Annotated in this window: 14 protein-coding genes; all 14 read left to right on the forward strand. The window is 42.3% G+C overall.

Features of this window, described 5'->3' with window-relative positions; all coding sequences use genetic code 11:
• Positions 1-200 precede the first annotated feature (200 nt).
• Complete coding sequence (locus DXA15_RS06435; protein WP_233566924.1) at positions 201-1,346, forward strand: DNA primase; 1,146 nt, start codon at positions 201-203, stop codon at positions 1,344-1,346.
• Positions 1,347-1,457: 111 nt separating this feature from the next.
• A complete protein-coding gene (locus DXA15_RS06440) occupies positions 1,458-2,198 on the forward strand; it encodes a sulfotransferase family 2 domain-containing protein (protein WP_128133476.1) in 741 nt (246 codons plus the stop codon).
• Between the two features lie 42 nt (positions 2,199-2,240).
• Positions 2,241-3,344 (forward strand): glycosyltransferase, encoded by a 1,104-nt coding sequence (locus DXA15_RS06445; RefSeq protein WP_233566926.1) that lies wholly within the window; start codon positions 2,241-2,243, stop codon positions 3,342-3,344.
• Positions 3,345-3,450: 106 nt separating this feature from the next.
• Positions 3,451-4,470: a glycosyltransferase gene (locus DXA15_RS06450; RefSeq protein WP_128133478.1), complete on the forward strand. Its 1,020-nt coding sequence runs from the start codon at positions 3,451-3,453 to the stop codon at positions 4,468-4,470.
• Between the two features lie 23 nt (positions 4,471-4,493).
• Positions 4,494-4,796: an HU family DNA-binding protein gene (locus DXA15_RS06455; protein WP_128133479.1), complete on the forward strand. Its 303-nt coding sequence runs from the start codon at positions 4,494-4,496 to the stop codon at positions 4,794-4,796.
• The gene (locus DXA15_RS06460) at positions 4,771-5,514 is read left to right on the forward strand and encodes a glycosyltransferase family 25 protein (protein ID WP_128133480.1); all 744 of its coding nucleotides are present in this window, start codon (positions 4,771-4,773) and stop codon (positions 5,512-5,514) included. Before DXA15_RS06455 ends, DXA15_RS06460 begins: the two co-directional genes overlap by 26 nt.
• Before the next feature lie 21 nt (positions 5,515-5,535).
• Positions 5,536-6,318 carry a polysaccharide biosynthesis/export family protein gene (locus DXA15_RS06465; protein ID WP_128133481.1) on the forward strand — a complete coding sequence of 261 codons (783 nt, stop codon included), beginning with the start codon at positions 5,536-5,538 and terminating at the stop codon, positions 6,316-6,318.
• A 7-nt stretch (positions 6,319-6,325) separates the two neighbouring features.
• Entirely contained in the window at positions 6,326-8,641 is a 2,316-nt protein-coding gene (locus tag DXA15_RS06470) for a polysaccharide biosynthesis tyrosine autokinase (protein ID WP_128133482.1), read from the forward strand.
• Between the two features lie 2 nt (positions 8,642-8,643).
• Positions 8,644-9,402 (forward strand): glycosyltransferase family 25 protein, encoded by a 759-nt coding sequence (locus DXA15_RS06475; protein WP_128133483.1) that lies wholly within the window; start codon positions 8,644-8,646, stop codon positions 9,400-9,402.
• A gap of 219 nt (positions 9,403-9,621) precedes the next feature.
• Positions 9,622-10,002 (forward strand): acyltransferase, encoded by a 381-nt coding sequence (locus tag DXA15_RS06480; RefSeq protein ID WP_303645828.1) that lies wholly within the window; start codon positions 9,622-9,624, stop codon positions 10,000-10,002.
• Between the two features lie 4 nt (positions 10,003-10,006).
• Entirely contained in the window at positions 10,007-11,098 is a 1,092-nt protein-coding gene (locus tag DXA15_RS06485) for a glycosyltransferase family 4 protein (protein ID WP_128133485.1), read from the forward strand.
• 36 nt (positions 11,099-11,134) lie between these two features.
• Positions 11,135-12,106, forward strand: a complete 972-nt coding sequence (locus DXA15_RS06490) for an NAD-dependent epimerase/dehydratase family protein (protein WP_128133486.1) — start codon at positions 11,135-11,137, stop codon at positions 12,104-12,106.
• Complete coding sequence (locus DXA15_RS06495) at positions 12,103-13,326, forward strand: glycosyltransferase family 4 protein (protein ID WP_128133487.1); 1,224 nt, start codon at positions 12,103-12,105, stop codon at positions 13,324-13,326. Before DXA15_RS06490 ends, DXA15_RS06495 begins: the two co-directional genes overlap by 4 nt.
• 242 nt (positions 13,327-13,568) lie before the next feature.
• Positions 13,569-13,793, forward strand: a complete 225-nt coding sequence (locus DXA15_RS06500; RefSeq protein WP_007659224.1) for a hypothetical protein — start codon at positions 13,569-13,571, stop codon at positions 13,791-13,793.
• Positions 13,794-13,801 lie beyond the last annotated feature (8 nt).

The following is a 13,801-nucleotide window of genomic DNA, read 5'->3' on the forward strand; positions in this document are numbered from 1 at the left end:
GAGAAATGTGGCTGAAGCCAAAAGAGAGAAACAACTTGTAAACCGTCAGCTGAAGCAGACGGCAAATGAACCTGTAATAGTCAAGTGACTCTGATTATGGTGGTTGTATAGGCGGGAATATGACACACCCCCTTCCCCCTCTCAAGAGGGGAGCCAGTTACAACCAGTTGCTATAAACAAACACTCATTTCTGATAAATTATGAACCGGAAAGATCGAATCAAGCAAGTGGCTCGTTTGGAGGAGGTAGTTGAACGCTATCTGCCTCTGAAACGGAGTGGAAGTTCGGCAAAGACTTTGGTAGGGCTTTGCCCGTTTCATGCCGACCGGCATCCGTCGTTGTGTGTAAATGTAAAAGAACAATACTATAAATGTTTTGCTTGTGGCGAGGGAGGCGACCTGTTCAAATTCGTACAGCGGATAGAAGGTTGCGATTTCCGTACGGCATTGAAGAAGCTGGCGGGGTGGTACGGTTTGCCGGATACCGGAGAGAATTACCAACCGGTCAAATATCCTCCGGTACGACCGAAGCGACAGCCGGTACCGGTAGAACCGGTCAGCCAACTCTGTATAAACAGCCTGCTCCGTAGCCACCGGATGATATTCGATTTGCTGGAAACCTATATTCCGGAAACGGATATTCTCCGCGAAACATATAAAACGTTTGAAGTTGGAATTGCTCCGGCTGCTCTGCCCGCCTCTTATGCGGATTTATGTGGCCGTATTATCTTTCCGGTACGGAATGAAAAGGGAGAACTAATTGCTTTTGCCGGACGATACCAAGGAGAAACGGAAGGGACGGATATCCGTAAATACGTCAATTCGCCGGATAGTCCGGTTTACCATAAAAGCGAAATTTTATATGGCTTATATCAAGCCCTGGAGGCAATCCGTGAACATCATTTTGTTTATATCACCGAAGGATACAAAGATGTGCTGGCCATGCATGCCGCCGGGTTCCGGAATACGGTGGCCTTATGCGGAACGGCATTAACCGAACAACATATAACGTTACTCTGCCGGTATACCCGGTACGCCATAATTATGCTCGACGGCGATGAAGCCGGGCAAACGAACGGGATACGATCGGCACGCTTATTGGTTGAAAAAGGCTTTTCGGTCGGACGGATCGTTCTTGAACCGGAGCATGATCCGGATTCCCTACTTGGTATGATGGGACGTGAAGATTTTACCGGATATATAAAAAGATTAACCCGTTTCAGTCGGTTGGAAGTTTATGAAACCGACCTGCTTCGGCAGATAAAAAAAAATATTGGAAGATTTACACCTGGCTTTGACGGTAACGGAACGGAAAGACTTATTTACCGGAATGATCCCCTTGCATAAACGCCTGGAGAAAGTTACGCAGCTACTGGCGCATTCTCCGGTATTGAAGGCGGAATGGTTATTGGATTAGTCGTTGAAAATAAATTCAAAACTTTTTTTAAAATAGAATATATGATTGTTGACCGAGAACGCAAAGTAATATACTTGCACAATCCGAAATGTGGCGGAACATTTTTAAGGAATATTTATATCGAGAAGTATGGAAAAACAGAAGCTACGAAATGGTGGAAACTTTTTTCAAAAGAATATGGAACAGATTTGGGGCATATAACGTATGATGATTTGCCACGTTTTATACCGGAATGGCAGGATTACAGGCTTGTTACGATGATCCGGAATCCTTATAATCGTTTTTATTCCGGAATAAAAGAGTTGAAAAAACAACTGGCTCCTTTTAACTTTTGTTCCATAAAAAACTTCAGATATTTTTATGAAAAGGAATGGTTAAGTTTGAACAAATACCAAAAAATATACGAATTATTGCGAAGTATATGTCCTGGGACATATACCGGTCTTCTGGTGAAGCTGAATCTCGCTTCACCAGAAGATGCATGTAAATATATTTCTTCATTAAAGCGTAGTAAGCAGGATGTTTTTTTGAGAAATAAAAGAATTCCCTGGATAGCTCCCCAAAGTAACTATATGGCTGACAAAGTAGAAATATTACGGTATGAATCGGAAAGCGATTGGGAAAAGTTGCTGGAAACTTTCGGTTTGTCTGCGTATAAAGATCGTTTGGCAATAGCAAAGGACTATGCGATACCGGACGATATTCGGAAGAAGATTGAAAAGCTATATCAGGAAGACCGGGAGTTGTTTCTGATGTATAGCGATTCTATAAAAACAAATTAAATATCCAAGATTCAAATGAATGTCGTACATGTTATTAATTCTATGAGTTCAACTTATGGAGGATCGGCTCGTGCAACCTTATTGACGGTTAGAGGGCTAAATGAACAAGGCGTAAAAGCGCAGGTGTTAACCAAGCAACTATTAAAGGGCGAAATACCGTTGTCTAATGAATCATTCATTCATTTTTTGCCTTTACCTCGTTTTTATTATGAACGGTGGGGATATGCGAAAGCCTTTCCACAGGCGCTGAAGTCAATCCACTCTGTGGATGCCTACCATGTGCAAGGACTTTGGCAATATCCAGGATATATTACTGCTAATCTGGCACGAAAAGAAGGAGTCCCTTATCTTATTACCTTGCATGGTTCTTTATATCCGGAGGCTTTAGCGCATTCTTCTTTGATAAAGAAAACGGCTTTGTCTCTGTTTCAATGTAAAATGTTACAGGATGCAGCCTGTATTCATACTACATGTACAGAGGAAATGGAGCATTACCGTTCATTAGGATTTACAAACCCTGTGGCTTTATTACCATATCCGATGGAGTGTAGTGAGAAAGCAGAACCTTCGTTGCCTGTTGGCGTGAAGCGTTTCGGATATTTGGGACGTATCCATTCTCGTAAGAGAGTAGAAAGGCTGTTTGAAATCTGGTATCGTCTAAATGAACCGGGGGAATTATTGGTTATGGGAGACGGCGAACCGGATTATATGCAGTTTCTTAAAAATGAAGTGAAGCGGTTAGGGTTGCAACAAGTTCGTTTTACCGGATTTGTAACCGGTGAAAAAAAGAACCGTTTACTGGCATCACTGACCTGTCTGGTTGTTCCCAGTGATTTTGAAAACTGCGGCCTAATTACTCCCGAGGCCTTATTACAGGAAGTGCCGGTTATAGCGACGACGGGTTCCCCTTGGCAGGAGTTGGAGACTCATCGTTGTGGCTATTGGGTGAATAATGATGTGGATACATTAACAGAAGCCGTGAGCAAAATTTTGAATTCGGATCATACAACTCTTCAGGAAATGGGGAAAAGAGGAAGGCAGTTGGTACTTGATAAATATGCCGTAGGGAGGGTTTCCGAGCAAATGGTACAACTATACGACTGGGTAACCGGGAAAATAGATAAACCTGATTTTATATATTATTGATGATGAAAAGGTAATTATATACTACTAAAAAATATTTTGAGCCATGGAATGAAAAATTCTTTGAGTTGATAGGACGGAGAATGGATTGGTAAAAAACGAATATAAAATGAATATAAAAGTTTCAGTAATAATTCCCATATATAACAGAGCTTACTGTTTGGCCCGTTGCCTGGACTCTGTTTTGTCCCAGACTTTTACGGATTGGGAATGTATTTTGATCGATGATGGTTCTACCGACGGGAGTTTATCGGTATGCCGCCATTATGCGGAGACAGACTCCCGTTTCAGGGTATATAATCAATCGAACAGTGGCGCTTCCGTTGCCCGTAACCGGGGATTGGAATTGGCATGGGGACAATACATTGCATTTATCGACAGCGACGATTGGGGGGAGAGTACTTATTTGCAACTATTATATGATGCTGCCGGCGAAGATACAATGTCGTTTTGCGGACAGGATGAATTTGATTGCCAGGGAATGCGAAGCAAGGAGATGCCGGTAAAAAGTGACGAGTCGTTTTCGTTGGATAATAGTGGAGCGGACTTGATTGCTTATTATTTTTTTGATTCGAAGCTCTTGTTCGGACCTGTGAATAAATTGTATGCACGAAAGATCATCGGGGATTATCACATTCGTTTCCCTGTCGGTATCGATTGGGGAGAGGATACGATTTTTAATTATACGTATTATAGTCATGTCAGTAAGCTGAAAGGTGTACCTTTTACTCTATATCATGTTATGAAACAACAGATTTCATTGACAACAGAGGCGAAATATGATTATTTCCTTTCTGATTCGAGACAAAAAAGATGGGATGGTTTCTCTGATTTTCTACAAAAGAAAGGTCTTAATCATCCCAGGCTGATGCAGGTTGCGGATAATTATTATATCTACCTCTTTTGTGAATCGACCGCCGGTTCGATTTTTGTACACGACCGATTGTCATGGATAGAGCGTTATAAACGGATGAGAGGGTTAGTCATGAATGCCGACCGAAGTAAATTCAAGAAGTATATCATTCGGCCGGGTGCATTGGCCTATAAGTCTGTTGCTGTGTATTTCAGACTTCCGGTTCTCCTTTTCTTGTTTTATGAAATTAAATATCTCTTTTTGAAAATCAAATAATCTATTAATAAATATTGAAGGATATGAATAAGAATGATTTGGCTAGAGAAATAGCGAGCCGCATGCCGGTAACGGTTACTATGGCTTCGAAATTACTGGATACCCTGTGTGTCGTAGTTGGAGAATCGATTCGGAAGGATGAGTCAGTCTTGATACAAAATTTCGGGCATTTCCAACCCTGGCAACAAAATGAACGTTTCGGACGCAATCCGCGTACGGGGGTAGAATGTCCGATTCACAAGCGGGTCAGCGTGAAATTTAAACCGGGGAAAAGATTACTGGAACTATTGAATGAGAGACATGAAGATAAAGACATATGTGATTAATTTGAAGCGATCCGCAGACCGCCGGGAGTATATCTTGAAAGAGACTGCCCGGTATGCCTGTATGGATGTCGAACTGGTGGAAGCGGTAGACGGATACCGGCTTTTACCGGAAGAAACGGAACGGAGGTTCGATGTCAAACGATTTACTTATCGTTATAAACGTTATCCGTTTCCGGGTGAGGTCGGGTGTACGCTAAGCCATCAGGAATGTTATCGCCGGTTATTAAATTCGGACGAAGAGGTCGCATTGATATTGGAGGATGATGTTGTTTTTCTTCAACCGGAGCTTGTGGATGCTGTTATGGCTGAATGTTGTGAGCTGCTGAAAAAGAAAAAAGGTGGAGTTTTTATCTATTCTCTTTTGCCTGTGAGTTCTACCAGGGGGAGAGATATGGGAAACGGATATAGCATTTATCGGGCTTGGTTCGGATTGGGAGCTTATGCCTATCTGATACACCGGAATGTTGCGAATAAACTGCTGACAGATATCCCGTCGGTACTGGTTGACGATTATCAGTATATGAATTTGAAGGGAATAAAGGTATATGGACTGTTCCCTCTATTTTCGACAGGCGATAGTATGGGAACGAATATTCAACAAGGCAAGCAGGATATAGAATACGTGACGAATATACCGGTTCGCTACAGATTGCAAAATCTGTTCAGAGGCGGGTGCCGGAAATTATTGCTTTTATTGCATATACTGTCTGTGAGATAACCGATTAATAAAATTAGATGTATGAAAATAATCAATTATTTATTTGCTGTATTGTTTTGTTCTCTTTTATTCTCTTCTTGCGGAAGAGTAAAAGATATCGCTTACTTGCAAGGAGATGACTTGTTTAAGCGGATGGAGGTCTCCGATTCCGTTGAAATAAAAATAAGGAAAAATGATATTTTGGATATTTCCGTTAGTTGTGCCGAACCTGAGTTATTACAGCCGTTTAACAACCTGTTATGGGGAAATAATTATTCCGGAAATTACGGAGGAGGATATAATAACCGTGGTTATCTGGTAGAACAGGACGGGACCATTAATTTCCCTCTGTTGGGAAAGCTCAAAATACAAGGATTGACCCGGCGCCAACTGATAGAGTTGATTCAGGACAAGCTGAAGAAAGGGGATTATATAAAAGATCCGGTGGTAACAGTTCGTTTTCAAAATTTTAGGATACAAGTGTTGGGCGAAGTGAATCGTCCCGGTTCATATAACATAACTTCTGATCAGGTCACTCTGTTCGAGGCTTTGGCGCTTGCCGGCGATTTGACAATCCATGGGCGTCGTAACCGGGTTGCCGTGGTCAGGGAAACGGATGGTGTACGGACGATTTTGTATCATGACCTGCGTTCGAGAGATGTTTTCAATTCTCCTAATTTTTATTTGCAGCAGAACGACCTGGTCTATGTGGAGCCTAACCGGGTACGAGCGGAAGCAAGTACCCAGAATCAGTTCACCAACGTCGGGACCTGGTTGTCTTTGATTTCGTTTCTGATGTCAACCTGCGTACTTATCTTTAAATAAAATACTTATGAATGATGATAAGCCTTATATAGAAGAATGGCATTTGAAAAGCGAGTTGAATATTCGTAAAGTCTGGGATGTATTGCTTATTAAATGGCATTGGTTTGCATTGTCGGTGTTCATCTGCCTCATGCTGGCTTTTGTTTACATACGTACTGTCCCGGTTGTTTATAAACGGGAAGCAGTTGTTCAGTTAAAAAATACAGCGAAATCGGAGGAAGCCTTCAATGAAAAACAGTTGTTTGAGGATGGCAATAATATCGACGAGGAGATTCTGATTTTTAAATCCCGTTTGTTGATGGGCGAAGTTATACGGCGGTTAGGATTGGATATCAACTATGCTGTGGATGACGGGTTGAAAAGCAGGGATTTATATACCGACTCTCCGGTGGAAATCAGTTTTCCGGATTCTTCTTTTTCCAAACCGGCTATTTTCTCCGTTATCCCTTTGCCGGAAGGCGGCTTTCGGATAAAAGGGCTGGAGGATGATCCGGATGGTGTGATGAAATATACTTTTGGCAAGCCGCAGAATAGCCCGCTGGGTAGGATGATTGTCAGGCGTACTTCTTTTTTCAATGACGAATGGCTGAATGTTCCGATACAGGTAACATGTAGTGATCGTAAATCGCTTATCAGTTTATATCTGGACGGGCTCGAAGTCGAGCGGTCGGCTAAAGATGTCAATTTATTAACGCTCACTTACCAGGATACGGATGCAAAGCGGGGAGAAGATATCCTGAATACGTTGATACAAGCGTATGTGGATGAGTCGATGCAGGATAAGAACATGATTATTCGCAGTACGGCACTTTTTATTGACGAACGTTTGCAGTTGATCAATGAAGAATTGGGCGATGTGGAGAATAATATTGAAAATTACCGGAAGCAGAATCAATCGGCGGATTTGGCTGAAGAAGCTAAAATCTATTTGGGAAACCGGAACAGGCATGATATGGAGATCACCGAATTGACCAACCAGAGGGAATTGGTTGAATTGGTACAGATGTATCTGCATGACCCGTTGAAAAACGAACATTTGCTTCCGGCTAACACTGGTATAACGAGTGTCGGTGTGGAGGGAATGATCGATAAATATAACACGACATTATTGGAACGGAATAAGTTGATGGTGAATGCGGGTGACAATAGTCCTGCCGTAAAAGAGCGAAGCAGCCAACTGGCCTCCTTACGGAATGCTATCGCCCAAAGCCTGAGAAATACGAAAGAGGCGATCGATATGAAGCTGGATTATACCCGTAGAATGCAGATGCTTGAAATCGGGAAGATCAGTAGTATTCCGACTCAGCAGAAATATGTTTTGTCGGTGGAACGTCAACAAAAAATCAAAGAAGAACTGTTTCTTTATCTATTGAACAAACGGGAAGAAAATGCATTGTCGCTGGCTACGGCCGACAGCAATCTGCGTATTGTGGATAGTGCTTATGCGGCCGAAATGGCGGGAGCAAATGCCTTGATTGTTTTATTGGTAGCCTTTCTGGTTGGTTTATTGGTTCCCGGTTTATGCTTCTATATCCGTCAGTTACTCGATGTAAAAGTACGTGGGCGTAGAGATATTGAGGAGAATTTGACCATTCCTTTTCTGGGGGAAATACCTCGTAAATCGAAAAAATCAGGTTTGGTGGTACACGAACAAGGGCGCGACGCTGTTTCGGAGGCGTTCCGTGTCATTCGTTCCAATCTGGACTTTATGCTGAGCAAGAAAGGAGAAGTACAGTCGATCATGTTTACTTCATTTAATCCGGGTTCGGGGAAAACTTTTATTTCAGCCAATTTGTCTGTGGCATTAGCATTGGCCGGTAAGCGGGTTATTTTGTTGGAAATGGATATTCGTAAAGGTTCGGCAAAGAGTGAAGATGGAACTGTGCCGGCAGGGATAACTAATTATTTATCCGGCAAGGTGTCGGGCATCAGGGATATTATCCGGAAAAGTGAATGGCATGATACCCTGGATGTTATTACCTCCGGGCCAGTTCCTCCCAATCCGGCAGAACTATTGCTCAGCAATCGTCTGGACATGCTGATGGAGGAATTAAGAAGGGAATATGACTTTATTCTGATAGATACTGTCCCTTATGGAGTAGTGGCGGATGCACAGGTAATTAACCGGATTGCCGATTTATGCATTTATGTGATCCGTGAAGGACGTTTCGACCGACGGTTATTGCCGGATGTCGAGAAACTTTATACGGATGGCAGATTGTCACATATGGCTGTTGTTCTGAATGAAGTCTGTTATGAGCAGGCAGGCTATTACGGCTATTATGGTTATTATGGCTATGGATACGGAAATAAAAAGGAATAGTGATGAAAATAAAGACTTATATAATAAATATGAAAGAATCCGTCGAACGAAGAGAACGGGTTCTGGAGGAGGTCTCCCGCTATTCTTTCCTGGATATCGAATGGGTGGAGGCTGTGAACGGGAAGCAACTTATGGAGGTACAGATAGGACAGTTATTTGACCGGAAAAGATTTTATTCAAGATATGACCGTGAACCGCTACCTGGAGAAATTGGCTGTACGCTAAGCCATAGGGAGTGCTATCGCAGATTGCTTTGGTCGGATTGCAAATATGCGTTGATCTTGGAAGATGATGTTTTTTTTCAGCATCCCGATGATGTTAATTGGATATTTGGAAATATGGATAAGGTAATGATTTCTGATAAAAGTTGTATTATCACACTGGCTTCCCATCAGCTTTATTTCACGAAAGATATTTCTAAGTTAGGAAGTTATTCTTTTTACCGGTTCATAAAAGCCGTGGGGACTTGTGCCTATTTGGTGAACCGGCATGCTGCTGAAAAATTATTATCGGTCAACAAACCGTTTATTGTTGCCGATGATTTTGAATATATGTTCAGGCATGGGATTTATCTGTTAGGGATATATCCGTATCTGGCATTTGGAGCTTCTTCCGAACAACTGGTTGAGTCGGAAATAATCCAGGATCGCAAATCATCCGGGATACGAAAGACTTCCTTTAAATACAGAATGACCAGATTTTTTGATTACAAATTATATGGTTTATTATGGAGGTTGAAGATCGTGAAATTCAGATTGTAAGTGGGCTATCACATTAATTGAAATGATCGGATGATACGTTTGTTAGCATTATATCTACTTTACTTATTTCAGAAAATCAGATATCTGGGCCGGGTTAATCTGGTCGGGTTCAGCATAATCCTTGCATTCAGGAATTCGTCTATTTCGATAGGTAAAGGGTCCGGACTCTGTAGTACGCCAGTATATAATTTGTTAGGCATGTATCAAAGGACGATACTGGTGGCAAGGCATGGAGGAACTATACATATCGGGGAAAATGTCGGTATATCCGGTTCGACGATTTATGCCATGAAAGAGATACGGATAGGAGATAATACGTTTATAGGAGCCAACTGTAAGATCGTAGATAATGACTTCCATGCATTTGAGCCGGGACTGAATTTTACGACCGATCCTCTTCATCTGAAAATGAAACCGGTTTCTATCGGCGAGAACTGCTTTGTCGGGATGAATTCAATTATTCTAAAGGGAACCGTTATCGGAAAAAACTCAATTGTAGGAGCCGGTAGTGTGGTGTGTGGCAAATTTCCGGAAAACGTGGTGATTGCCGGAAATCCTGCCAGGATAATAAAGTATAGGAGTATTGACAGTAAAGAATAATCAGATGAAAATTTCATTTATAGTGGTAGATATCACAGCCAAAGCCGGGACAGAAAGAACGACAACCTTATTAGCGAATACTATGGTGAGAAAAGGACATGAGGTGCGGATCATTTCCCTATTCCGTCAGAATATATCGCCGGCTTTCTTTCTTGAAAAAGAGGTGGGTATCGTTTATGTAACCAGTGAAGCGTATTCTATTCACAGTAGTCCATTTAAGCGTTTATTGCGGATAATCCGGTCTTTCTTTTCTTTTCGGGAAATGATACGTAAAAATGATTCCAGCCTGTTTATAGGGCAGAACTTTTTAGTTAACCTGTATTTATATTTTTCCGGTTTTTCTAAGAAATCGATTGCCTGCGAACATAACTTATATAATATCTATCCTTTGCCCATCCTTTTTTTTCGGGAATATGTCTATAAATCGTTTTATAAACTGGTGTCTCTCACTGAGAAGGATGCCGATAAATTCAGGCGGAGGCTGAAAAATGTCGAAGTCATACCTAATATGTTGACTTTTACACCAAAAGGGGAAGCTGATCTGACATTAAAAAGAATCCTCTCGATAGGGCGCCTTTCTAACCAGAAGGGATATGACTTATTACTGGAAGCTGTCAAATATATATGGAAAGATTATCCCGACTGGCATCTGGATATTTTCGGGGAGGGAGAGATGCATGCTTTTTTAGCGGAAAAGATAAAGATGTGTAATATGGAAAAATATGTATTCCTGAAAGGGTATACGCAAGATGTAATTTCTGAATATTTGTCTTCTTCCATTTATGTCATGTCTTCCCGTTTTGAAGGGTTTCCAATGAGTCTTTTAGAGGCGACTTCCTGCGGACTACCGGTTGTTTCCTTCGATTGTCCGGAAGGGCCTGCCGATATAATAGGAGAGGATAGAGGAATCCTGGTTCCACCGGAGGATATTTCCGGATTAAAGACGGCTCTTTTAAAGTTGATGGATAGTCTCGATAGGAGAAATGAGTATGGGGAAAATGGGAGATCGTTCGTATTTCAAAACTATAACTCCGAAGCGGTTTATAAAAAATGGGATATGCTATTCCAATCTTTTGTTAATTCTCAGAGTAAATAGAATATAAGTTCATTATTAATTTAATTCACAATTAACATGAAAACAGCATTAGTTTGTGGCGCCGGTGGTTTCATCGGTAGCCATATGGTTAAACGCCTCAAAAATGAGGGGTATTGGGTAAAAGGTGTCGATTTGAAGTATCCGGAATTTTCACCGACGGAAGCCGATGATTTTATGATCGGTGACTTGCGCGACATGGATGTATGTAACCGTGCCGTCGATCGTAAGTTTGACGAAATCTATCAGTTTGCTGCCGATATGGGGGGTGCCGGTTTTGTTTTTACCGGTGAGAATGATGCCGATATTATGCATAATTCGGTAATGTGTAACATTCATATGATGGATGTGGCTTATAAACGAAATGCGGGGAGAATTTTCTATTCGTCTTCTGCCTGTATCTATCCAGAACGTAACCAGATGGATGCTTTGCATCCGACTACTTCGGAGGATTCGGCCTATCCGGCAGGACCGGACAGTGACTACGGTTGGGAGAAACTGTTCAGTGAACGTATGTATATGGCTTACCATCGTAATAAGGGGCTGGATGTGCGTATTGCCCGTTTCCATAATATTTTCGGTCCGGAAGGAACCTGGGAGGGCGGACGTGAGAAGTCGCCGGCTGCTTTTTGTCGTAAGGTGGCTGAAACGCCCGATGGCGGAACGATCGAGATGTGGGGGGACGGAAACCAGACCCGTTCGTTTCTTTATATCGATGAATGCCTGGAAGGTGTGCGCCGCCTGATGAGTCAGGATGCGTTTATGGGACCGGTAAATATCGGATCGGACGAGATGATCAGTATCAACGGCCTGGCCGGAATGGTGATGGAGATTGCGGGCAAGAATTTGGATATAAAACATATTCCCGGTCCGCTGGGTGTTGTCGGCCGTAATTCCGATAACCGTCTGATTAAGGAGAAACTGGGATGGGCGCCTAACTGGCCGTTGTCTAAAGGGATGGCATTGACCTACCGATGGATAAATGAACAAGTACAGGAAAAGAATAAATGAAAATAGTCTGTATCTCACAGGTCTACTGGCCGGACACTGCTTCCGTGGCACAACATTTGGTTGATTTGCTGCAAGCTCTGTCCGACCACGGACATGATGTTACTGTCATTACCAGCCGTCATAATTATGAGCATCCGGAAATAATCTATCCGGCTGTGGAGTACTGTAACGGGGTCCGTATCTGCCGTATTTTTAATACCGGATTTGGCAAAAGGACGAAACTGGGACGCCTGGCGGATTTTCTGAGTTTCAATGTATTGATAATGTGCCGGCTGCTGGCGTTGAGACGGTCTGCATGCGATGTGATGCTCGGTTTGACCAGTCCGCCTTTGTTGTCGTATATCGGAATAAAGATAGCCCGGATGAAGAAAATACGTTTTGTATACTGGACGATGGATTTGCAGCCTGAACTTTCAATGGTTGCCGGTTATATTAAAACTGATGCGACTCCGGCGAAGGTTATGCAGAAGTGCGGAGATTATATATTCAGTCATTCCGATAAGATTATTGTCCTGGATGATTATATGAAACGGCATATTTCCGAACGTTTGCATACTGACGAGATGGGTATCGATGTGATTCCGGTATGGCCGGTGATGACTGCCGTTTATGAAGGCGGGCGGATGGAGAATCCGTTCCGGAGAGAAAACGGTTTTGGGGACAGGATCGTGATTATGTATTCCGGTAATCATTCTGTCATGCATCCGTTGACTACGTTGTTGGAGGCTGCGGTCAGGCTGAAAGAGGACAAGCGTTTTTTATTTGTCCATATCGGAGGCGGAGTCCGTCTGCAAGAAGTATGTGAATACAAAGAAAAATATCGGTTGGATAACATCCTGATTTTGCCTTATCAACCGCGTGAAAAGATTCATTTGTCATTGGGATCGGCAGATATCCAGGTTGTTTCTTTAGGGGAGGGTTGTGTAGGTTTTACGCATCCGAATAAGATATACGGAGCGATGTTCATTGGTAAGCCTGTATTGTATATCGGTCCTGACCGATCCCATATAACGGATATCCTGTGTCATTGTCTCGGAAATATATCCGTCTCCCACGGCGATTCGGATTTGTTGGTGCGGAAAATAGTGGCTTTTGCCGAAATGGATGAATCCGAGCGCAGCCGGGTTGGAATACGGAACCGGAGATATGCGGAAACTTATCTGCATCCGGATATTCTATTGGAGAAAATGATAGGCTCGATAGAGTCTGAGCCATTATAAGTTAATGGAAAGAGTTACTACAGGCTCCATAAACTAGTATAACCTTGGATTTAGTGCAAAAATACCTCATTATTGCCTTGGATTTAGTGCATTTGTGCTTTTATCATCTCTGAACATTTTCCATAAAAGAAACGCAGGTTGTGCAACTAGGATATCCAATTTGTTTATTCTATCTTTGTACAACCTGTTTTATTTATAAACGGGTTGTGTCTTATTGTTGAATTAAAATTTAATAGATAATTATGGATACCCCGAGATACAAAACGATTATCAGTGTATTGAACTCTTCTAATGAAGGTTTCGACGAGTATATAGAAATGAGTAAAAGAATCAGTCTGTTTGTGGAGACAGACGGGGCGAGTGAGGCTAATGGCATGATGGAGGAAAGCTATGTTGCCCAGTATACCGTACTTCAGGACATACTTTATAAACAAGCGCTGGAAAAGAAAAAGAACGAATCGTGTTGATGCGGTTT

Origin of the sequence: Parabacteroides sp. AM58-2XD (assembly GCF_003463685.1) — a bacterium.
Classification (GTDB): Bacteria; Bacteroidota; Bacteroidia; order Bacteroidales; family Tannerellaceae; genus Parabacteroides; species Parabacteroides segnis.